This window comes from Mesorhizobium robiniae, from assembly GCF_040545535.1.
Lineage (GTDB): Bacteria > Pseudomonadota > Alphaproteobacteria > Rhizobiales > Rhizobiaceae > Mesorhizobium > Mesorhizobium robiniae.
In genome coordinates this window covers 99,372-120,544 of record NZ_JBEPMC010000001.1, presented here as the reverse complement: position 1 = coordinate 120,544, position 21,173 = coordinate 99,372, and the positions used below count along the sequence as shown (strand labels likewise).

15 protein-coding genes, 1 tRNA gene and 2 pseudogenes are annotated in these 21,173 nt (G+C 61.9%); 4 read left to right on the top strand and 14 right to left on the bottom strand.

The window, feature by feature from the left end; translation table 11 throughout:
• Nucleotides 1-223 precede the first annotated feature (223 nt).
• The 9 genes and pseudogenes from ABID19_RS00640 to ABID19_RS00590 all read right to left on the bottom strand — a co-directional run bounded on the left by ABID19_RS00640 (nt 224) and on the right by ABID19_RS00590 (nt 12,853).
• Nucleotides 224-2,776, bottom strand: a complete 2,553-nt coding sequence (locus ABID19_RS00640) for a caspase family protein (protein WP_354487181.1) — start codon at nt 2,774-2,776, stop codon at nt 224-226.
• Nucleotides 2,777-3,430: 654 nt separating this feature from the next.
• Nucleotides 3,431-3,765 (bottom strand): annotated as a pseudogene (locus ABID19_RS00630) (type IV secretory system conjugative DNA transfer family protein); the annotation flags it as partial.
• 35 nt (nt 3,766-3,800) lie between these two features.
• Nucleotides 3,801-4,016, bottom strand: a pseudogene (locus tag ABID19_RS00625) (SMC-Scp complex subunit ScpB); the annotation flags it as partial.
• A 29-nt stretch (nt 4,017-4,045) separates the two neighbouring features.
• Entirely contained in the window at nt 4,046-5,128 is a 1,083-nt protein-coding gene (locus ABID19_RS00620) for an AI-2E family transporter (RefSeq protein WP_354487179.1), read from the bottom strand.
• Between the two features lie 6 nt (nt 5,129-5,134).
• Nucleotides 5,135-6,970 (bottom strand): SLC13 family permease, encoded by a 1,836-nt coding sequence (locus tag ABID19_RS00615; RefSeq protein ID WP_354487177.1) that lies wholly within the window; start codon nt 6,968-6,970, stop codon nt 5,135-5,137.
• 95 nt (nt 6,971-7,065) lie between these two features.
• Nucleotides 7,066-8,268 (bottom strand): M20/M25/M40 family metallo-hydrolase, encoded by a 1,203-nt coding sequence (locus ABID19_RS00610; protein ID WP_354487176.1) that lies wholly within the window; start codon nt 8,266-8,268, stop codon nt 7,066-7,068.
• Between the two features lie 54 nt (nt 8,269-8,322).
• Nucleotides 8,323-9,873: an AbgT family transporter gene (locus tag ABID19_RS00605; RefSeq protein WP_354487174.1), complete on the bottom strand. Its 1,551-nt coding sequence runs from the start codon at nt 9,871-9,873 to the stop codon at nt 8,323-8,325.
• A gap of 52 nt (nt 9,874-9,925) precedes the next feature.
• Nucleotides 9,926-11,227, bottom strand: a complete 1,302-nt coding sequence (locus tag ABID19_RS00600; protein ID WP_354488250.1) for a metal-dependent hydrolase family protein — start codon at nt 11,225-11,227, stop codon at nt 9,926-9,928.
• Nucleotides 11,228-12,777: 1,550 nt separating this feature from the next.
• Nucleotides 12,778-12,853: transfer RNA gene (locus ABID19_RS00590), tRNA-Ile, on the bottom strand.
• A 237-nt stretch (nt 12,854-13,090) separates the two neighbouring features.
• Between ABID19_RS00590 and ABID19_RS00585 the strand changes: the two genes are divergently transcribed.
• A complete protein-coding gene (locus ABID19_RS00585) occupies nt 13,091-13,801 on the top strand; it encodes an SIMPL domain-containing protein (protein WP_354487172.1) in 711 nt (236 codons plus the stop codon).
• A 299-nt stretch (nt 13,802-14,100) separates the two neighbouring features.
• Here ABID19_RS00585 and ABID19_RS00580 read toward each other — a convergent pair whose 3' ends face one another.
• A complete protein-coding gene (locus ABID19_RS00580) occupies nt 14,101-14,457 on the bottom strand; it encodes a hypothetical protein (RefSeq protein ID WP_354487171.1) in 357 nt (118 codons plus the stop codon).
• 322 nt (nt 14,458-14,779) lie between these two features.
• The gene (locus tag ABID19_RS00575; protein WP_352930862.1) at nt 14,780-15,226 is read right to left on the bottom strand and encodes a YcgN family cysteine cluster protein; all 447 of its coding nucleotides are present in this window, start codon (nt 15,224-15,226) and stop codon (nt 14,780-14,782) included.
• A gap of 211 nt (nt 15,227-15,437) precedes the next feature.
• Between ABID19_RS00575 and ABID19_RS00570 the strand changes: the two genes are divergently transcribed.
• The 3 genes from ABID19_RS00570 to ABID19_RS00560 all read left to right on the top strand — a co-directional run bounded on the left by ABID19_RS00570 (nt 15,438) and on the right by ABID19_RS00560 (nt 18,588).
• Nucleotides 15,438-17,594, top strand: a complete 2,157-nt coding sequence (locus tag ABID19_RS00570; protein WP_435528670.1) for an OmpA family protein — start codon at nt 15,438-15,440, stop codon at nt 17,592-17,594.
• Nucleotides 17,595-18,061: 467 nt separating this feature from the next.
• Nucleotides 18,062-18,298 carry a type II toxin-antitoxin system ParD family antitoxin gene (locus tag ABID19_RS00565; protein ID WP_354487167.1) on the top strand — a complete coding sequence of 79 codons (237 nt, stop codon included), beginning with the start codon at nt 18,062-18,064 and terminating at the stop codon, nt 18,296-18,298.
• Complete coding sequence (locus tag ABID19_RS00560) at nt 18,295-18,588, top strand: type II toxin-antitoxin system RelE/ParE family toxin (RefSeq protein ID WP_354487165.1); 294 nt, start codon at nt 18,295-18,297, stop codon at nt 18,586-18,588. The genes ABID19_RS00565 and ABID19_RS00560 overlap by 4 nt, the downstream gene beginning before the upstream one ends.
• On the opposite strand, the gene ABID19_RS00555 is transcribed toward ABID19_RS00560, so the two are convergent.
• From ABID19_RS00555 to ABID19_RS00545, 3 genes are all read right to left on the bottom strand, one after another.
• Entirely contained in the window at nt 18,585-19,451 is an 867-nt protein-coding gene (locus ABID19_RS00555; protein WP_354488248.1) for an SDR family oxidoreductase, read from the bottom strand. The two genes, ABID19_RS00560 and ABID19_RS00555, sit on opposite strands and share 4 nt — an antisense overlap.
• A gap of 113 nt (nt 19,452-19,564) precedes the next feature.
• Nucleotides 19,565-20,233 (bottom strand): response regulator transcription factor, encoded by a 669-nt coding sequence (locus ABID19_RS00550; RefSeq protein WP_354487164.1) that lies wholly within the window; start codon nt 20,231-20,233, stop codon nt 19,565-19,567.
• An 8-nt stretch (nt 20,234-20,241) separates the two neighbouring features.
• On the bottom strand, nt 20,242-21,114 hold the full coding sequence (locus ABID19_RS00545) for a S1C family serine protease (RefSeq protein ID WP_354487162.1): 873 nt from the start codon (nt 21,112-21,114) through the stop codon (nt 20,242-20,244).
• Nucleotides 21,115-21,173 lie beyond the last annotated feature (59 nt).

Genomic DNA, 21,173 nt, shown 5'->3' with positions numbered 1-21,173 from the left:
GAGCGGCCTTGACGACCTTTTGCTGCACAGGTGTCCTACGAACGACCCTTTGCTCAACAGGTACCCTGCGAACGACCTTCGGCGGTGATGTCTCCTCCACCAGCGGCGCCGGTTCGGGTGGCATCAAGGACGTGCAGCCTGTGACAGCCGCCAGGATGCCGGACAGGGTTGTTCCGACGATTGCTTGCTTGAATGTCCTGCGCACCGTTTGCCTCCTGACTGATTAAAACACGTCCCGACGCGGGTTGGCTTCTTCCCAGACCCGCCTGGCCGCGCCGACCAACTGATTGTCCAGCGAACCAGATGCGGGGACCTTCGACCTGAGTTCCTGGCGCAGTTGCTTCAACGCCGTCGTTTTCACCTTCGTGCCGAATTTCGCGAGGTTCGTCCGGGCCTCCGGCATCTCGTTGCGGGTGTCCAGTGCGGCCGCGAATGCCAGAAAACGGACGGCCGTGGCCTGATCGGCATTTTCGGCCTTTTCCATTTCAAGAACCGCGCGATCGAATGCGCTGGAGGGGTCGCCCCGCATGGTCGCCATCTCGAACAGTCTTTGCGCTTCTGCCGGGTTGCGCTCCACGCCCACGCCGTCGCGATGCATGCGCGCGAGACTGCCCGGAGCGTAGGGCTGGCCGAGTTCGGTGGCTTTCTGAAACAGCTCCAGCGCGGTTTCCGGATTTTTCTCGACGCCCGCGCCCGACAGATAGTTCCGGCCGAGCAGGTTCATCGAATACATGTCCTGCCGCTGCACGCCGGCTTCCAGGAAGGCAACGGCGCGGGCCTGATCGGCGGTCACGCCGTTGCGGCCTTCGGTGAAGATCGCGCCGAGATCGTTCATGGCATAGGTGTGCCCCATCGCCGCCGCTTTGAGCAGCAGGTCCAGCCCCTTGGCCGTATCGCGCTCGACGCCGTAGCCATTGAACAGGGCACGGCCCCACGACGTCATCCCGTAGGGATCGCCCTTGTCGGCCGCAGCCGCGTAGAAGGTGTTGGCCTGCTTGCGGTCGACAGCCACGCCCGTTCCGGTCGCGAAGAGGTAGCCGAGTTCGAAAACGGCGCGCACGTGCCCCCGGTCGGCAGCCTGCTGGATAGCTTTCCTGGCCTGGTCGACCTTGCGGGCTGCAAGCAGCGCGCGCCCCAGTTCATAGCGGAAGCGGGCGACATTGGGATATGCCTTGACCGCAGCCTCGCAGAGCTTCACCGCGTCGGCGCCGATTTCGTTTGGCAGCAGACCGGGGACGACGCCTTGCAGGTCGAGGGGTTCGCCGGCAGCCGAGTCGCACGGATCGACGGTAGGCGATAGTTTCATCGTCGCCGGCTCGGATGCGGCACTACCCGCCCGGATTTCGAAGGCGACCTCAACCGTTTTGCCGGCTCCGATCTGTGGCTCATAGCGCAACCGGTCGACCTCATCGGCCATCAAGCTGGAGTCGGGCGATAGGATCCGATCCGGCAGGGAGAGTGTTCCCGTTGCCGGATAGCTCGCAACTTTCAGGCTGACCGCGGGGTCCTGTGTCGGGAAATTCAGCTTCAACGGAATCGGACCGACGCCGACCGGAATGTCGATCTCCCGGTTTTCGATCGCCTCGGCGGCGCCGGTGATATGAATGCCACGCTCCAGTACCTGCTGCTTCTGCTCGGCTTCGAGCGAAGCCATTACCTGTTCGCCCTGGGCGCCTTCGCCGCTCTTGATCCGGAACACCAGCATGCCCCTGGCTTCGCCGCCCCAATTATCGCGTGCGGCATAGGCCAGCATGTCCATCTCTTCCGGCTCGCCGATTCCCTTGGGGACATCCATCTGCAAACGCGGCAGGTCCTTGCCCTGGATCTGTTCTCCCGCCTCGACGACCTTGCCGTCCAGCATCAGGCGGCCGAGCGTGGGCGGTCTTTCGATGCTGACGGTGATTGTCCCGCCGTCGACATCGACCGGTTCCGCGAGATCCAGATCGACGGGGCCGGTCCCCGACAGCACGACCTTCTCCAGCACCGGCGGCAGTGATGGGCGGCTGCTGCGGCGCATCAGAACGACGTCGTCGATCAGCGAAGAGTTCTCCCAGGGGACCTGCAGGCCCTTTGTAGCCTCAACCACATCCCGGCGCACGGCCGACATAACGGTGCGAATCTCCTGGTTGGGGGCCAGCGCACGACGGGCAAACGCTGACGAAAAAGGACTGAGGTCGCCGGCGCCGTCATAGGCAACCGCACCGGGTTCGGTGGCAAACGCGATCAGCGTGTTCAGCGAACTTTTTATCTGTGCAAGGCCGGTGCCGCTTGCGACAACAAGCTGGTCCCTTAGCCAATAGTCCTTGCGCGGGAATGGATTGTTGCGGCAGGCATCGAGAATGATCACCTGGATTTTCGACTTCGAACGCATCTGCTGAAGCACGTCGTTCAGCTTGATTGCCTGGACCTCGACGTCGGCCGCCTGTTTCAACGAGGCGTCTACCGGGATGAGGAAATTTTCGCCGCCAATCTGAAAACCGTGACCGGAATAGTATACGACTGCGATATCGGCGCCGTCCACGGCGGCCAGATAGTTGCGGAACTGGTCCTCGAACTGCAGCTTGGTGAGATTGCTCGCAACGAACACCTCGAAGCCAGCCTGCCGAAACGTATCGGATACGTCCAAAACATCCTTGGCCGGGTTCTTGAGGGCCGAGATTTCCCGGTAGTCGGAATTGCCGATGACAAAGGCAACCCTTCGTTCGAGCGCGGACGCGTCGAAGGCCGCAAGGCTTGCGAGGATGAGGGCTACAACGAAGCCGCAACGTCGGAGCATGTCAAATCCCTTAACCGCTGGTTACCTGATGACCACAAGAATACAACTTGCGGCATCAAGGTCCGTTAGAGAGCATGCAACCTGCCGAGACACGACCCGGGAGAAACGCCGCCACGACAGCGGACAAGCCCTCACCTGATCAATTGCTAAATTACATCAGAGGTGAGGTGTCTGCAATGTATCTCACACAGGCTCGCCATTCGGCCGCTCGAATCCTTGGTTGCGCCGGGATCGGCTGCCGGAACGATGTCTTGGTTAATTAAACGGCACCGTCGGGCGCGGGTGCGACGCCGGTTGCGAAGCCGTGGTACGAGCGCAGCGGACGGCCCAAGAACTTGGTCAGGCGCTCGACGCCAGCGTCCTACGGTATCACGCCATCGCTGACGTAACGCTCGGTCATCAGGCGCATCTCATACGCCATCCACTTCGGCATGGAGTTGGCCATGTTCGCTCGAAGCCGGTGGGATCGTCGCCGCCGTAGTTGATCGGACGGCCGAGCACGTCGGACCAGATACCCGCCACGTCCTAACCGGTGAGCGTGTCGGGATCGACCAGGTTGATGGTTTCGATCGGCAGCTTGCCGAAACCTGCTCGCGACGGATCAACTCGATCGCTGCAACCCCGGCGATGTCGCAAATATCGACCATGGCGACGCGGCGGCACCACAAGGTAGGGCTGACGGCCTTCTTGCCCCCAACGAGATCGGCAATACGCCAGTCGCAGCGCGCCGTCACGCGCGCCACGACCGGATCGCGGTAGAGGCCCAGGAACGACATGGCGGTGGAAAGCACGCCGCTGCGCTTGTTCTCGGACTTGTTCAGCAGTTCTCGCGCGGACGACGCAATGACGGGATGAACGCCGGCTTCGCCGAGATGCGGCGTGTCCATCATCGCGCGCAAGGTGGCTTCCGCCGGACGACGCGGGTCGGACAGGAAGTTGGCGATGCCGGCCAGCGTCTTGTCTGGTTCGGCATAGAGGACGTGAAGGACGCCGGCGAGGATGGCCGTTCGGTTGTCAGCCTCAGCTATCCCTCCAGTTCGGCACCGACGTCATCTTGGCCGCCAGCGAACGCTGGCAATATGTCGCCGGCCAACAGCTTTTCTTTAGACAGCAGCCCCGCGTCCTCGAGGGCTTCAAAATCCAGCCAGAACTCCAGCAGGAACTCTTTTGTGGTGACGTAGGTATAAGGCGCACCCGGTATCGGACTGCGCGGCCCGGACGCGATCAGCTTCGCGCCGCGCGGCCTGGATGACAACGGGGAGCACGTTGCTATCGCCGGAGCGCGTCGACGTTCCCGGCGCCTGCTTGCACAGCTGACGGGTCCTTTACTTCGCCGTTGTCCGGCGCGCCCATCATATCGGAAAGCCACTTGGTCGAAGGCGATTGCGCGCAGAAGGTAATTGCCGCAATTGTGATTGGAACTCCGATGAATGCGCCGAACAGACCCCATAGGAACATCCAGAGGAAAACCGAAAACAGCACGAGAAAGGGCGACAGTGACAACGCCTTACCCGCTACGCGCGGCTCTACGTAGCTGCCGATGGCGAATTGTATAAGATTTAGGCAGCCAAAGACAACCAGCGCGGAATACAGGGATTCGAACTGCGCCAGCGCGTAGAAGGTCGGCAGCAGCGTTGCGATGAACGGGCCGACGAAGGGGATGAAATTCAAGGTGAAGGCGATGACACCCCACTCCGTCGCAAGCTGCAGGCCGAGGGCCATGGCAAACACATAGACCAGTCCACCCGTTGCAACGCTCATGATCGTCCTGATCATCAGATACCGGCGCAGCTTGGCGGCGGTGCGTTCGCCGCCGACGATCAGGACGCGCGCGGCCTCGCTGCTGAAGATGCGGGGAATTTTGCGCGCCAGCGGGCCGACCTCGAGCAGGCCGAGGAGCACATAGATCAGCACCACGACCCAGAACGAGATCATCGTATTCAGCCGGGCCGACAGGCCCTGCATCGCCCCCACGACCCAGCGCATGTTGAAATGCTCGGCCCACAGGCCGGCGACGGCGATCCCATGTGTTTCCAGCCAGGATGTCGCCTGTTCGTAAAGCGCTTGAAGCCGCGGCGTCTCCGCGATGAGAGATCGGCCGATCCGACCGAAGCCCCAGGCCACGACGGAGGCGAACACGACGAAGACCAGCACGACCAGCGTGACGACAATGGCCAGCGCCACAAGCTGCGGCAGACGCGTCTGAAGCCGTTTCTGAAACGGCCAGGCGATTGCGATGATGAAGAGGGCGCAGGCAACGGGCGCAATGATCGCGTCCGCGAAATAGAGCGCAGCCAGTAGCAGAATTGTGCAGATGATGCCCAGCAGTACCGGAACCCAGCGGGCATTCATAACAATTCAGAAGCTCCAGATCATCGGCACTATGAACACAGCCACGACAAAGAACCAGAGCATCAGCGGAAGACCGAGCTTCCAATAATCGCCGAAAGCGTACCCGCCGGGGCCCATGACCATCAGGTTGGTTGGGGTCGCGATCGGGGTCAGGAATGCCGCGGCCGCCGCCACGGCGGTGCTCATTAGCACCGGGCGGGGCGAAATGCCCATGGTTACCGCGGCTGCCACCCCGATTGGGATGACGATGAGCGCGGTCGCGGTATTGCTGATGAGCTGCCCCATTATAGCAGTCAGCACGAACAGGCCGGCGAGCAGCGCAATGGGGCCGGCGTCGCCGACGAGCGACACCAGATGCTCTGCCATCAGTTTCGCGGCGCCCGTCTCGACCATGGCAGTGGACAGCGGCATCATCGCTCCGACAAGGATCACCGTCGTCCAATCGATAGCGCGATAGGATTGCTCGACGCTCATGATCCCTGACAGGACGACCACGCCGGCGGCGAGCAGGCCGGCTACCGCCGGCGGGGCAATGCCCGTAGCGAGGAGCAGGACCATCGCGACCAGAATGGCGACGGCCTGGCGGGCACCCGGCCCCATCGGCACCGCCTGTCGACGCACCAGTTCGGGCGAATTGACGACCAGCACATCCGGATCCTTGAGGCGTTGGTCGAGAGCTTTCCATGTTCCCTGCAAGAGCATCGTATCGCCGGCCTGCAACACGATACCTCCTGCGTCTCGTGTTGCGTTGGTGGCGGCAACCTCTTCGCCGGCGCGCTGCACTGCAAGGACGATCAGGTCGCCGCTCTCGGTAACCATGCCCGGGAAAACGTTCTGGCCGATAAGGCCGGAGCGCGGCGGGATCACCACCTCAGCGAGGCCCGAACTGCGATTGAACAATGTTTCCTCTCCCTGCCCGGGCGCCGCCAACTCGCTGAATGCGAGGTGCTTATCGGCAGCGAACGCGGCAGCCGACTCGGCGTCGCCCCGCAGCAGCAGGTGATCGCCCTCGGCGATAACAGGTCTGCGCAGCGGACTGGCCGTTTCACCCTCCTGAACGGCGACGAGCTTCAGGTCGGGATACGTGGTCAACTCGATGGCAGACGCGGGCATGCCGATAAAGGGCGAACTTGCGCGCATGCGCATCTGATAGACACCACTGACAAGGCCGTATTGCTCGACAAGCGTTTTCGCATGGCGGCTGAAGTCGGCGGGCATGGTCGCGCCATTGCGTTCGGGCAGGAGCCGCTTTCCGAATAAGATGATGATCCCCATCGTTCCGGCCAGCAGCGGCAAGCCGACAAGCGCGAACTCGAAAAAGCCGAAGCCGCCGAAGCCGGCGTCGCTGCCCGCGTCCGAGACCAAGACGTTCACCGGCGAGCCCGTCAGAGCGAGCTTCGAGCCGGCGTGCGCGGAAAAAACGAGGGGCAGGAGCAACTGCGCCGAATTTCGCTTCAGGCGGACGGCGATGACGACCACCACCGGCAGGAGTGCGGCAACGGCACCGTTGACGCTGATCAGCGCCGTAAGGAGCGCGACCATACTCATCGTCAGCACCAGCAGGCGAGTGCGGCTCTCTTCGCCCGCGCCACGGATCAGAAGCTGCCCGGCCCACGCGGTGACGCCTGTCACGTCGAGCCCAGCACTGACGATGAAGAGGGAGGCTATGAAGATCACCGCGGGATCACCGAAGCCGCCGAGGGCCTGATCGATCGTCAGGACGCCCGTCGCCCACAGCGCCGTCGCAGTCGCCATCGCGACAACGACGACAGGCAGCCTATTCCAGACGAACAGCACGACGACGACCGCGATGATGGTGGCAGTGTAAGCTATGGGGCTCAATCGCTTATTCCCTCACCGGCTCTTTCTCAAGCCAACAAATTAAACCACTGCCGACATCCGAAACCCCAACTGTCGCCGGGGCCGCGGCATCACTGCTATTGTTCCATTGTCGCCATAAGTATGCCGAGGCGGCAGCCCTTCTCGTATTCGGCAAGGTTCACGTATTCCTTGATGGTATGGATCTCGGCCTGCCCGGCACCGATGGTGATGGTGGGAACGCCGTGCTTGTCGAGCCAGTTGGCGTCGAGCCCGCCGTTGGAGAACAGACAGTTGCCCTCGATGCCCAGCATCTCCAGCGCCTTGATGGCGCGCTTCACAACCGGGCTGTTCTCTTTGAGCTTGAAAGGAGGGTAGGAAGTCTGATGACTGAACGCCACTTCCGCCGTGTGCCCCTCGTGATCCTTGACCTGTTCTTTTGCTTTCGCAAAGGCATCGCCGTAACCCTTCGCTATCTTCTCCGCGAAAGCCGATTCTGAGCTACGCGCCTCGCCCTTGATGAAGGCGTAGTCGGTGACGACGTTGGTTGCATCGCCCGCAGGCTTTCCATCCTTTCCGCCGAAAATCCCGACATTGCTTGTTCCGCGGCCGTCAGGCTTGACGACTTTGCCGAACCAGCCCGCGTTCTGCGCCTCCGCCAAAGCTATGGCTCCGACCAGTGTCGCCGATATTCCCTTCTCCGGCGCCACCCCGGCATGGGATGCCTGGCCCTTGATCTCGACTTCCCAGTTTTCCTGTCCGACCGCGCCAATGATCAGATCGGAAGCGAGTTGCCCGTCGACGTTGATACACATGACCGGTCCGCCGAGATCGGCAGGATTCAGCTCGCGCGCCCCATGAAGCCCGCTCTCCTCGCGTACCGTGAAAAGCAGCGTGATCGGCGGATGCGGCAGCTCGTGCTGGATAAGCGTTTCGGCAAGCACCACCAGAAGGGCAACCCCAGTGCGGGCATCGCCCCCAAGTGCCGTCGTGCCGTCGGAGACTATGCGATCCCCCTCCCGTCGCGGGTTGGCACCTGCACAGAGCGGCACGGTATCCAGGTGGGTCGAGAATAGCAGCCTTGGTCCGCTCCGCGTTCCCGGTAGGTCCACGATGAGATTGCCGGTCTCCGTCGGCAGCGGAATACGCGTGTTGGCATCGTCGAAGCGGATTGCTGAAGCCGGCACGCCGGCGGCCTCCAGCGCATCGCTGACGGCCGTCGCGATATTGGCCTCGTACCCGGTCACGCCTTCGACCGAGAGAAACCGCATCAGGTGCTCTTCGGCGGCAGCGACATCGAGGGGAATCGAGGGCTTGCTCATGGGTCCATCCTTTTCATTTGAATGCCGCATCGCGTCAGGCCGTCGCTCCGGCCGTCACAGCCCCCAAGGCAGACCGAGCATCTTCCAAGCCGCGAAGAGAGCCGTCCACAGCACGAATATCCACACGACATAGGGAAGCATCAGGGACACGATCGTACCGACGCCTGCCGATTTGTCGTATTTCGCGGCGAAGCCGACCACGAGCGCGAAATACGCATTGAGCGGCGTGATTGCATTCATCGGGGAATCGCCGACGCGGTAGGCTCCCAGAACCGCTTCGGGTTCGACGCCCAGCTTCATCAGCAGAGGTACGAAGACGGGAGCGAAAATCGCCCATTTCGCGATCGCTCCAGTCAACAGCAGATCGATGATCGCGACCACGATGATGAAGCCGAGCAGCAACGGCAGCGCGCCGATATTGGCCGCTTGCAGGACGCCGGAGAGGCTGAGCGCCATGACGGTGCCGATGTTGGTGTAGGTAAAATAGGCGACGAACTGACTCAGCACAAAGAACAGGAAGATAGTACCACCCATATTCTTGATCGACTTCTCGATCGCGCCGATCACCTCCGTCAGGGTGCGCAGGGTTCCGGCGCCGACGCCGTATGCCCAGCCGGTCACCAGAAACATGAGGACGATAAGAGTTATGAGGCCGCTCATGAATGGCGAATTGCCGATCAGTTCGCCGGTGGCCGGATTGCGCAGCGGCCCCCATGACGGGATCGTCAGTAAGCAGAAGACCACGATCAGGCCGAGCAGTCCGAAGCCGGCGAAGCGCAAGCCGCGCGACTCCTGCTCGCCAAGCATGGCGCCCTGATCCGTCGTCGTGCCCTCGGAGGCGTTCTTGGGATCATAGGGTCCAAGCCGCGGCTCGATGATGCGATCGGATATGAATGCGATGATGAACGTCAAAAACACCACCGATGCAAAGGAGAACCAGAGGTTCGACGCCAGGCCGATCGATCTGGTGGGGTCGACGAGATGAGCAGCGTCATTGGTGAATTCGACGAGAACCGTGTCGAGCGGTTTTATCAGCATGTTGACGGTGAAAGCGGCGGCGACGGCGGCAAAACCCAGCGCCAGGCCGGCCAAAGGGTGCCGCCCGACAGCAAGGTAGGCGATGCCCGCGAGGGGGATGAGCACAAGGTAGCCCGCATCAGCGGCAATGCTGGCCAGTATGCCGACAAAGGCCAGGATGTAGGTGAGCGCCCAGCGCGGCGACACAATAACGAGCTTGTGGATCAGCGCGGTGACCAACCCGGATTCCTCCGCCACGCCGGCGCCAATCATGGCGGCGATCATGAGGCCAACGGCGGTAAAGGCCATGAAGTTGGGGACAAGCGATTCGTACATGAAGCGAATGCCGTCCGCATTGATCAGGCTGCGGATTTCCGTGCTCGCAATCTCGATTTCGTGCGTGTCCGGATTGATGCGCTCGAAACTGACGACCGCGCCAAACATGCCCAGCACAGCTGATAACGCGATGACAATTGCAATCAGGATCAAGAAGATGACGACCGGATGAGGAACCATGTTCCCAACTCGTTCGACGCCGTCGAGAAATCGTTGCATCGCGGTTTTGGGAGCCACGTTCACGGCGGACATCGCTGCCTTCCTCTCTGCTGGACCCGCCGCGGCGGAGTCGCCCGGCTGCTCTTCACTTGGCCAACGTGTTCTTTTGGATGACGCCATCCTTCATGATGATCTTGAAGTTGTTGGCGGGGTCGGCCACCAGGTCGAGGTTCTCCAGCGGGTTGCCCTCGACGAGCAGGAGGTCGGCCAGCGCGCCCTCCTCGACGACGCCCAGCTTTCCCGGATAGGGATTGCGCTTGCCAGAAAGCGCCAGCAGCTCGGCGTTGGTCCCGGTCGCCATGGCCAGCGCCTCGGCGGGCGTGTACCAACGGATGAGCGAGGCGAGGATTGCGCCCTGCTGCGCCGCCATCGCGCGCGAGAACAGGACGTCGGTGCCCCACGCCGTTTTGATCTTGTACTTCTTCGCCAATTCGTAGGTCCTGCCGATGCCGGGCCACACCTCCTCGGCCTTGGCGCGCTCGACCGAACCCTCCCGGAGGCCTGTCCTCATCATTTCATGAAGCGGCTGCAGGCTGAGCCAGATGCCCTTTTCCGCGATCAGCTTGGCGTCTGCCTCGCTCATGAGGAGGCCGTGTTCGATGCACTTCACACCGGCTGCAATAGACTTTTGAATCGCGTCCGAGGTGAAGGCGTGTACGGCAACGTAGGTGCCCCAATTCTCGGCAATTTCGACCGCCGCCCGCAATTCGGGCGCGGTGAAGGTGGTGACATCGAGCGGGCTGAAGGGTGAAGACACGCCGCCGCCCGCCGTCAGCTTGAGCAGCACGGCCCCTTGCATGAACTGCTCGCGGGCACGCAAACGCACCTCGTCGGGGCTGTCCACGACGATGCTGCCGCCGTTTATCTCCATGGGGGTGAACAAGCCTGGCTTCCGAGGCAGGTCGCTCATGTGGCGGAAATCGCCATGACCGCTGGTCACGGTCATCATGGCGCCGGACGGATAGATGCGCGGCCCCTCGATGATGCCCTGGTCGATCGCGCGCTTGAGACCGAACGCCGGTCCGCCTACGTCGCGAACGGTTGTGAAGCCGCGCATCAGCGTTTCGGTTGCCTCGTCGCCGGCCGCGATATTGGCGAAGCCGATGTCGTTCATCGTGTCTGCCGGGCCGGTCGCAATCAGCATCGCATGCCAATGCGCATCGATCAGCCCCGGCATCAGCGTTCGACCGTTGCCGGCAATGCGCTCCGCGCCGTCGGGCTCGACGGGGTCTGTCGAGATGCGCGCGATCACATTGCCCTGGATCAGCACGTTCGACGGAGCCGAGAGAGCAGCCCCTTTTCCGTCGAAGATGCGGACGTTTTCGAAAAGGATGTCATCGGCGTTGGCAATCGCGCAAAATCCGAGCACGAGAGCGGCCGCAAGCATTTCCCTGCCTGAGCTGAGCATCACGAAAGCTGTGCGGACAGGAGAGAGTGATGCTGCCGCGTAGGGCACGGCATGCGCCAGGAACCTGATCATCTCCTGCAGTTCAAAAGATCTGAGATGCACGGCGATTCTCCAGTTCAGGAGGAATTGGCCACAGCACAGGAAGCCTCACGCCCATGTCATGAGCATCAAGATAGAAGGCTACGTTCACACTGTTTGGCAGCCGTCATGGTTGGTTACTCTGATTGCGTCGGATTATCTTTCGCACCATCAGCAGAACGCCAATGGCAATGAGAACGATTCCCGCAGCCATGTATCCTGTCGACGACGCGGTCCTGTAGGCTGACGCTGCCAGCAGGAAGCCAAGAACGACAAAGATCAACCCGATATTACCGATTAACAGGTGGGTTTTTCATCCTTTATGGTCATAGAATGCTCTCCGCCGCGTAGAGCTACCCTTAAATCCGTCTTCGATACTACTATGATTAGGGGCTTCGGTCGAGCGCCAACAGATGCGAGGCACAACAAACTCCCACTATTTGGTTAAGTAATCACCGTTCCGAAGGAAATAGCAGCCCCCAATGTCTGGACCTGATCCCGCGTTTGTCGAAGCACTTCTTCGCTAGGACTGCTCTCCCCAGATAGAAGGGCATTTGTGCGGCAGACCCTAGGCGTCCGGATCGGGTCATGATTTCCGGCTCGGCGGAAAGTCCGCTTCCAAGACAGGATATTGCCGCTGCGACGACCATTGGCCCACAGATACCGGCATTTCACGCCAGCCTAATTACCGCCGAGGCATTCTCGATCATACGTTTAACCATCCTGTTCGCACGCCGTTGCCGCCGTTCGCCGCACCTATCAATCAGCGGCCTTCCGGCCTCGCGGTAGCCGCATCGTCATAATGGCGGGTCGAGATAGACGGAGATCTGCGCTTTCTTTTGGCGAGCTGTCATGGCGCCTACAACTCCATGCCGTCATCAGGATCGAGCGAAACCTGCCGCGCCACGCCCTGCATGAGGCGAGCCAGGCGGCGATTGCGGACGGCCTCATCGTCGTCGCCATCGTCGAAGGAATGATCTCGAACTCATTGTCGAGCGGAGCCGTTTTCTCGATTGGCCGCGCGCGATTGAGCTCCGGTTGCAAGCGTCGCTCAGATCCCGTCGGATCGCCATCGTCGTTCCGGGTCATACCGGAATCATCGCGGCCTCAGGTCGGATAGGGAATGGCAGGTCGGGCCAAAATGCCTAAACAGCGCAACTGTCGTGGCCGCAACCCCAAAATTCCACAGTAAAATCAATGACTTTTCGGAAAGGCCGATGGTACCGTTGGCTTGGATCGCCTTCTAACATAAGCAATGGTTTTCATTCGATTTTTACCGCATGAACCGCATATTTGTATCACAATAGGTATCACAATACGTAGCACAAATTCATTTCGGCTTCGTGGGCGCAACCAGAGGTACGCGGTCGAAGCGGCCGCTATATAGTGACGCGACATCCTGCTTGTTTCGGCGGCGCTGAAATAAACGCCCTGCTGTCCAGAAACGGAGATGGTGGGCCCGGAGGGACTCGAACCCCCAACCAAGCGGTTATGAGCCGCCGGCTCTAACCATTGAGCTACAGGCCCCACACGCAGCTGGATTAATGTTTTTCCCGGAACCGCACAAGGCTTTCCAGACGGGCTGGCCGAGATCGCCCAAATCAGCCCATATTCGGACATTAGAGCGACGTGCGTCCACTTAGACGCACGAAGTACGCTCTAACGCTTTGAATCTACGCATCGTGCTTTCCGAAATCGATTCCGATTTTCGGGCCGATGCGGTAGTCGACAAGCGCGACTGGATCGCTGACCGAGGAGATTTTTATGACCAGACCTCTTTTTCCCTTGGCGCTCGCCGCCGCAATCGCTTTTCCGGCGATGGCCGGCGCGGCCGATTCGCCGCCCCCGCCCCGCATCGTCGTCACCGGCGAAGGCGAAGCGACCGCGGCCCCGGATCTGGCGCTGCTGACGCTCAGCGTCATGCGCGAGGCCAAGACCGCACGTGCCGCGCTCGATGCCAACAACGACGCCATGGCCTCCGTGATCGCCGCCATGAAGTCGGCTGGCATCAAGGAGCGCGACCTGCAGACGGCCGGTATCCAGATCAGCCCGCGCTACAACTACACCAACAAGCCGGACGGCAGCCAGGAAGCCGAACTCATCGCCTACCAGGTGACCAACACGCTTTCGGTGCGTATCCGCGACATCGATAAAACAGGCGAGATTCTCGACAAGGCTGTGTCGCTTGGCGTCAACCAGGGCGGCGGCATTTCATTTTCCAACGAAAATCCGGCGGCAACTGTCACCGAAGCCCGCAAGAAGGCGGTCGCCGACGCCATGGCCAAGGCCAAGACGCTGGCTGAAGCCGCCGGCGTCGGCATTGGACGGGTGTTGGAAATCACCGACCAGAACGTCGCGCCGCCACCGATACCGATGAACGCCAAGTCCTTCGACGCGGCCCGCGCATCGGTTCCGGTGGAGGCCGGCGAGAATTCCTACACGGTGCAGGTTACTGTCACTTTCGAGTTGAAGTGACCGCCGCCTGAACGCTCCGGCCGCGGTTCGGTGCTGTTGAAGCGCGGGCGACCGGCAATACCGATCTTGCTGCATCAAAAACCCCGGAGGACCGATCCTCCGGGGTTTTTTCGAGCCGCACCCTTCCGTCCTGGCGGAAAGGGGCTCCGCTACCCCAGACCGACCTTCATAGAAGGTCGTGTCTCCGGACTGACTTTCCCGAAAGTCATGTCCCGGACTGACCTTCACAGAAGGTCATGTCCCAAGCTGATCTTCGCAGAAGATCACGCTTTCCGGCCGTAGGTGACGTGCCGCCTGCGTCAGCGACGGAGGATCGGGCAGCCGCGCTCGTTGCCGAACACGACCAGCACGCGATCGCCATATTGGCGGCCCGCGACCTTGACCGTGCGGCGGTTGATATCGACGATGCGGGCGCGGCGCAGGCCCATGCGCTCCGCCTTGCCGAGTGCCCGATCCGGCGAGCAGGACCGGCGCCAGTCGCGGTCGCGACGATGGCCGCGGCGGTAGCCGTCATCGTCTCCAGTGTAGACGCCGACGCGAGGATCGTTGTCGTTGCCGAAGCCGAGATAGATGCTGTCTGCATGAGCGGGGACGGCGGCAAGTGTGCCGAGGCTGACAAGGGCCGAAAGCGTCGCCATCTTGATCGTGTTGAACATTGTCTTCTCTCCTTGTTGAGGGCTTCCGCCCGTCTTGATCGAACCAATTAGTCTTAATCAACCAATGGGAGGAGAATGCGCCTGCGTATCTGAACTTTTTACGAACCAGCCGTTCATTTCCGGTTCAGGTGCAGGGCAGGAGATCATCGCAGTCCTTCGCCTCCCGCGACCGGTTCCCGATACTCTGGACAGAAACGCCGGTTTGCCGTCGGTTCCGGCAGCGATCGTAATGCATATCGCCCAAAAGCGCGCAGCGATTTTTGGGACGACGCCTTACAAAAACTTAAGGCGGGTCGCATGAATCCTCCCGACGCGGCGCGCTTTAAGGTTCGTCGTCCAGCATGTGCTCGAAGTAATCGTCCGGCTCGGCAAGATCGGTCTCGCTGGCGCTGACCCGGCCGCGCATCGAGATGCCGGCCTCATGCACCGTCTCGGCACTTCCCGACACCAGCCTGTGCCACCAGTAAAGATCGTGTCCCTCGGCGACGAGCCGGTAGGCGCATGTCTTGGGCAGCCAGCTGATCGTGCGCACATTCTGCGGCGTCAGCCCGACGCAATCCGGGACGCGCGCCAGCCGGTTGACATAGTCAGAACAGCGGCAAGTTCCGGCATCGAACAGCCGGCAGCCGACGCTCGTCCAGTAGATCTCGCCGGTGTCCTCGTCCTCGAGTTTCGACAGGCAGCATTTGCCGCAGCCGTCGCAAAGCGATTCCCACTCGGCCGGGGTCATCGCTTCGAGCGACTTGGTTTTCCAGAACGGCGTTTCCATCGATGGGATGTGGCCCCCGCTGGCGTCAAGGTCAAGCGCGGCAACACTGCAAACCCGGCCAGAACTGTAGCCAAGCACCATAGGAATGACACGAAGTGGCCTTCAAAACGCCGGCCAATCGCCCTTCGTGGCCGTTAATGCCCGTTAACCGGAACCAATCCGGTTTATGAACAGTTTGGGCCGGGATGGGACGCCAAAAGGAGGATTTCTAATGAAACGCCAACCACGGATTCTGGCAGGCACGGCACTTGGCCTGTTGATGGCGTCCGCGCCGTTGGGCGCATTCCCGCTACAGGGCAGCGCCGCGTTCGGCCCGCCGCAGCGTACGGTAACGCCGTTGATCCTGGCGCAATCGAATTGCCCCGAAGGCGAGTCGGCGGAAGGCTGCGCACAGCAGGCAGAACCGGAGCAGAGGCCGCGCAAGGAGCGCAAACAGCAACGGCAGACGGAATCGGCTCCCGCGGAGCAGGCGGCACCTTCCGGTGACGAGCAACAGGGCAATCAACGCAGAAAGAAGCGCGAGCAGCAACAGCAAACCGAAGCCGCACCCGCCGAGCGATCCGCCGAGCAGGCCGAATCTGGGAGCGACGAACAGCCCCAGCCGCGCAGAAAGAAGCGCGACCGGCAGCAGCAGACTGAAGCCGCACCCGCCGAACGGTCTGCCGAGCAGGGCGAACCTGGGAGCGACGAACAGCCCCAGCCGCGTAGAAAGAAGCGCGACCGGCAGCAGCAGAATGAGGCCGCACCCGCCGACCAGCCCACTGAGCAGGCGGCGCCAGCAAACGACGAGCAACCCAAGCCGCGTAGAAAGAAGCGCGATCAGCAACAGCAGATCGAGGCAGCACCCGCCGAAGAGCCAGCCGGACAAACAAAGCCTCGCGAGAAGGCCGCACCTGCCAATGACAACGAGCCGGTCGCGCCGCGCAGGAAGAAGCGGGACCAGGATCAACAGATCGAGGCCGCACCATCCGAACAGCCGGCCAAGAGGGAAAAGCCCGCCCGTGAGGCTGACCCGCAGGCAGAGCCGCTTCCCATTCCAACTGACCGGCAAGCGGCTCCTGCCGAAGGCGAACAGCCTTTGGACCAGGCAAGAAAGCGTGGCAAGAAGCCTGCCGGCGAACGGCCGGTGACAGGAGAGCAGCCCTCAACCGGCGAGCAGCCCGCCGAGGGCGAACAGGCCGCGCCGGCCGAAGGGGAAGGTCCGGCCCAGGGCGAGGCTCCCGTTTTCGACAGCCAGAAAGATGCCGTGCGCAAGCGCCGGGGCGGCAGGGACAACGCGCAAGAGACCGGCGGCCAGGACGCGGGTGGTCAGCCTACCCAGCAGAACGGCGAACAGGCGGAAGCCGCGAAGCCGGCTCCAGTCGACCAAGGACCGCCGCCGACTGACGACAGGGCGGCCCAGCAAGCGATCAAGCTTGAGAGGATGGTTCCGGTAACGGAGGAAAAGGGCAAACGCGTTGAGCGCGCGCCCGACGACGAGGACATCCGCCGCCGTCCGCGCCCGCGAGGGGTCGACGTCGTCAGGGAACTCGGCGACCGCGTTATCCTCCAGTTCAACAACCAGACGATCGTCGAAAGCAATGATGCCCCGCGCATGCACCGTGGCGCCAGGAACGTCTATTACGAGGATCTGTCGGGCGATCGCACCCGGGAAATCGTCGAGCGTGACAACGGTGTCCAGATCGTCACCATCCGCAATCGCTACGGCGACGTGATCCAGCGTTCACGCATCGCGCCCGACGGACGCGAATATGTGCTGAGCTATGTCGACGAGCGGTACTACGATGACGATAGCGACTGGCGCGATCCGGGGGACGACCTGCCGCCGATTCGGATCGACATTCCGCGCGAGGAGTACATTCTGGATTCCGAAGAGGTCGAGGATCCGAACGACTATTACACCTTCCTCGAACAGCCGCCGGTGGAGAGGGTTCAGCGCCTGTACTCGATCGACGAGGTCAAGCGTTCGGCCCGCGTGCGCGACATCGCCCGCCGCATCGACCTCGACACGCTGAACTTCGAATTCGGTTCAGCCTCGATCCCCGACTCCGAGGTGCAGAAACTCGAAGGCGTCGCCAGCGCCATGGAGAAGCTGCTCGAGAAGAACCCGGCGGAAACCTTCCTGATCGAAGGCCATACCGATGCTGTCGGCAGGCCGGAAGCGAACCTCGCTCTATCCGACCGTCGCGCGGAAGCGGTGGCCGAAGCCTTGACCAACGCCTTCAGCATTCCGCCGGAGAACCTGACGACACAGGGCTATGGCGAGGAGTATCTCAAGGTCGACACGTCGGAGCCCAATCGCGAGAACCGTCGCGTCGCGATCCGCCGCATCACCTCGCTGGTGGCGCCGGTCGCCAGCGCGAATTAGGCCATGGTCCCTAAAAGTGGAAACCGGTTTTCGGAAAAGACCATGGCCAACTTAAAAGCAATGATTCCAGAAACCTGAACTGGTTTCTGGAATCTATGAGGGAAGACTTAGCCCACCCCGGCTTCACCGGGATGGGCTAAGTCCAGCAATGAGCCGAGGTTGAAGGCGAATGTACGTCGCTATTTAACCAGGCATTGAATCGCGGGATCGTCCACCCCAGATTCTGGTTAGGGCTTCCCTGCCCTGTCCCGACTCCAGCGGGACACAAGAGCCCCGCCGGTACCCCCCTCGCCGGCGGGGTTTTTGCCGGCTCTATGGAAAACCGAAGCCTTACGCGCGGCCGAGACAATTCTGGGGTGGCCCTCCGCCTAAAGCAAAGAAGGCCGAGGAGTGACATCCACTTACGCACTTACGTGCTTGTTTGCCTTCCGGCAAATTGATACCATCTATTGGTATCGGAGATCATCATGTCCAAGAATACCTCCATCACACTAGGTGACCAGTACGATGCCTTTATCAAGCGGCAGATAGCAAATGGCCGCTTCGGTTCGGCAAGCGAAACCGTTCGCGCTGGCCTGCGTCTTTTAGAAGAACAGGAGCTGACGCTCGAGCGACTTCGCGCCGCCATTGATGAGGGTGACATGTCAGGTACCCCCGAACCATTCGACTTCGAGGCTTTTCTCGATTCCAAGAAGCGCGGATGAAGAGAACCGTCAGGCTCTCACCGAAGGCGAGAGCAGATCTCAACGACATTTGGGACCATTCGTTGAAAGAATGGGGCCTAGAGCGAGCGGAAGCCTATATCCTCACCATTCATTCCATCATCAATCTGATAGATCAATTTCCGGCAATGGTGAAAAGCGCCGAGAACATTCGTCCCGGTCTCTTGAAGCACCCTATTGGCTCTCACGTTCTCTTTCTGCGAATGAGCGATAAGTCCATCGATGTTGTACGCATTCTGCATCAGCGCATGGACTATCCCAGGCATCTTTAGAACAGCCTCTTCACCTTTGTGTCCGTCCGGGCAAACACCTCGTCGGGCACGAAGAAGTCACCGGCGAGCGGACCTGTCGCATTAGGCGCATAGATCGAAAAATCGCTGACGCCCTCGGCGCGCAGCACCTCCTCGTCGATATAGAAATTGCCCGTCGCTTCGCGCGACGGCCTGAGCAGGATCGCATGGGCGGCGTCGGCCATGATGTCGGGCGAACGGCTCATCGCTGCCACCGTCGCTCCACCCAGAAGATTGCGCACCGCCGCCGTATCGATCGTCGAGATCGGCCACAGCGAATTGACAGCGATGCCGTCCCTGGCGAACTCCGCGCTCATGCCCAGCGTGCACATGGACATGCCGAACTTGGCCATCGTGTAGGCGACATGGTTCTTGAACCATTTGGCCTTCATGTCGAGCGGCGGCGCTAGATTCAAGATGTGAGGGTTGTCAGCCAACTTCAGGTGCGGAATGCACATTTTGGAAACCAGGAATGTGCCGCGCGTGTTGATCTGGTGCATCAGATCGTAACGCTTCATGTCGGTTTCCAGCGTGCCGGTGAGTTGGATGGCGCTGGCATTGTTGATGCAGATATCGATGCCGCCGAATTTTTCGACGGACCGGGCGACCGCATCGGCCACCTGCTCCTCCTCGCGTATGTCGCATAACGCCGGCAATGCCTTGCCGCCGGCCTGCTCGATCTCTTGCGCGGCCGTATAGATCGTACCCGGCAGCTTTGGATGCGGCTCGGCGGTCTTGGCAGCGATCGTCACGTTGGCGCCGTCGCGCGCGGCGCGCAGCGCGATCGCCAGCCCGATGCCGCGCGACCCGCCGGAGATGAACAGCGTTTTTCCCTTGAGCGACATGTCTTCCGCCTTCCTTGCGACATCACAGGCGTGATCCTTGCGCGGCAGTTGCATGCGGCGCAAGGCCCAACGCGCCGGATGTGCGTTACGCTGCGTCGGCTTGGACGGACAAGTTAGACCAGCACCAGGCCTTGCCGCATGGCGATGGCGATCGCGTCGGTGCGATTGGCCGCGCCTAGCTTGATCAGGATCGCCGCGACGTGGAACTTCGCCGTGTGTACGGAAATATTCAGCCGGCGCGCGATCACCTTGTTGGGCGCGCCTTCGGCTAGTAGCGCCAGTACTTCGCTCTCGCGCGGCGAGAGCGCCGGCCTGGCGGTCCCATCGTCGACCGGCTCCTCGTCCAGCGGGTCTCCGTCATGGAAGGCGAAATCATCATCATGCCGGCCAGATACGCGGCGGCCACCGCTTGAAATCCTGTAGCCTGCCGCGGCAAGCCGGACGGCAGCGGCGATCAACAGGTCGTCAGCTGCCGCCGGCAGGACGGCGAAAAGATTGTCGTCCGGCGGCTGGTGGCCGGCCCGCCGGGACAGCAGCACCCGAGGTATGGCGGGATCGATGGCCGTGCCTTGCAGGTTCCGCTCGTCGACTATGGCGATGTCCGCTCGCTCGCCGCCATCGCTGCTGCCGGCCGTAATAGGCAGCAGATCCCCGCTCGCGGCGAGCGCGGAAGACAGGTGCTCGGCATGCGCCGCATCGCCAAGCGCGATCAGCACGGTTAGCCGCCGCTCCGCCACCACGCCATCCGCGCTCCTGTCCCTTATGATCGCCTCAACAGCCATCGATCCTCTCAACTCAGCGGCTTTTCGCCGATCGTCAGCACGACATCGCGCTGCTCGCCGCCGCGTACCACGCCGAGTGTCACCGACGCGCCGGCACTGTCCGGCCCGAGCCTGCGGATCAACTCGCGCGGACCATGCACGGCCTCGCCGTTCCACGACACGATGATGTCGCCGAGATGCAGTCCGGCCGCTTTTGCAGGACCATTGTCGTCGAGGCTCATCACCATGGCGCCATGCGAGTCGCCGTTGCGGATCGGGTGCAGACCAGCGCCGAGGTAGCCGCGCGCGACATGGCCCTTCTCGCGCAGCGTCGCCACTGCCCGTTCGATCGTCTCGTAAGGCATGACCAGCGCCCGCCGGCGCGGCCCGAACAGGAGCATGCCGATCAGTGCGCCCTTTGCGTCGAGCACCGGGCCACCCTCGAAACGGCCACCGGCATTGACGGCCAGATTGATGCGCCGATCGATCGTGCCGCCGCGCATTGAACGCCAGGCCGGACCGACCTCACCGACCGTGCCGAACACGGCAAGTGCGGCACCTTCGCTGTTGCCGATGGCGACGGCAAGACTGCCGGGCCGCACTGCATCCGCCCTGGCAAGCGCAGGCGCCGTAGCCGCGCCGGCTGGCCTAAGCAGAGCCACGCCCGTCGACGGATCACGGCCAACCAACTGGGCCTTCACCGTCTCGCCCGAGGCCAAAGTCAACTCGATCTCCTCGTCAGCCTCGACCGCTTCCTCGGCCGTGACGAAATAGCCGTCACGCCAGTAGAAGGCGGTCGCCGTGCGATGGTGATGGGTGGCGAAGCTCGCCGCTGCCGGCGCTGCTGTTGCCGCGATGTCGGCAATGGCGTCGGAGAATGCGCTCAGGTTGAAATCGCTCATTACTGTCTCCTGGGTTCTTTCATGCCCCAGATATCGCTCGGCTGCACGTTGGCGGGTAC

Bases quoted from the DNA above. Each gene is read 5' to 3' on its own strand.
- ABID19_RS00550 (WP_354487164.1), bottom strand. From the start codon at position 20,233: ATGGCTGTTGAGGCGATCATAAGGGACAGGAGCGCGGATGGCGTGGTG.
- ABID19_RS00605 (WP_354487174.1), bottom strand. From the start codon at position 9,873: ATGTCCGCCGTGAACGTGGCTCCCAAAACCGCGATGCAACGATTTCTC.
- ABID19_RS00555 (WP_354488248.1), bottom strand. From the start codon at position 19,451: ATGTCGCTCAAGGGAAAAACGCTGTTCATCTCCGGCGGGTCGCGCGGC.
- ABID19_RS00640 (WP_354487181.1), bottom strand. From the start codon at position 2,776: ATGCTCCGACGTTGCGGCTTCGTTGTAGCCCTCATCCTCGCAAGCCTT.
- ABID19_RS00580 (WP_354487171.1), bottom strand. From the start codon at position 14,457: ATGTTCAACACGATCAAGATGGCGACGCTTTCGGCCCTTGTCAGCCTC.
- ABID19_RS00600 (WP_354488250.1), bottom strand. From the start codon at position 11,227: ATGCTTGCGGCCGCTCTCGTGCTCGGATTTTGCGCGATTGCCAACGCC.
- ABID19_RS00575 (WP_352930862.1), bottom strand. From the start codon at position 15,226: ATGGAAACGCCGTTCTGGAAAACCAAGTCGCTCGAAGCGATGACCCCG.
- ABID19_RS00565 (WP_354487167.1), top strand. From the start codon at position 18,062: ATGTCCAAGAATACCTCCATCACACTAGGTGACCAGTACGATGCCTTT.
- ABID19_RS00560 (WP_354487165.1), top strand. From the start codon at position 18,295: ATGAAGAGAACCGTCAGGCTCTCACCGAAGGCGAGAGCAGATCTCAAC.
- ABID19_RS00610 (WP_354487176.1), bottom strand. From the start codon at position 8,268: ATGAGCAAGCCCTCGATTCCCCTCGATGTCGCTGCCGCCGAAGAGCAC.
- ABID19_RS00570 (WP_435528670.1), top strand. From the start codon at position 15,438: ATGAAACGCCAACCACGGATTCTGGCAGGCACGGCACTTGGCCTGTTG.
- ABID19_RS00585 (WP_354487172.1), top strand. From the start codon at position 13,091: ATGACCAGACCTCTTTTTCCCTTGGCGCTCGCCGCCGCAATCGCTTTT.
- ABID19_RS00620 (WP_354487179.1), bottom strand. From the start codon at position 5,128: ATGAATGCCCGCTGGGTTCCGGTACTGCTGGGCATCATCTGCACAATT.
- ABID19_RS00545 (WP_354487162.1), bottom strand. From the start codon at position 21,114: ATGAGCGATTTCAACCTGAGCGCATTCTCCGACGCCATTGCCGACATC.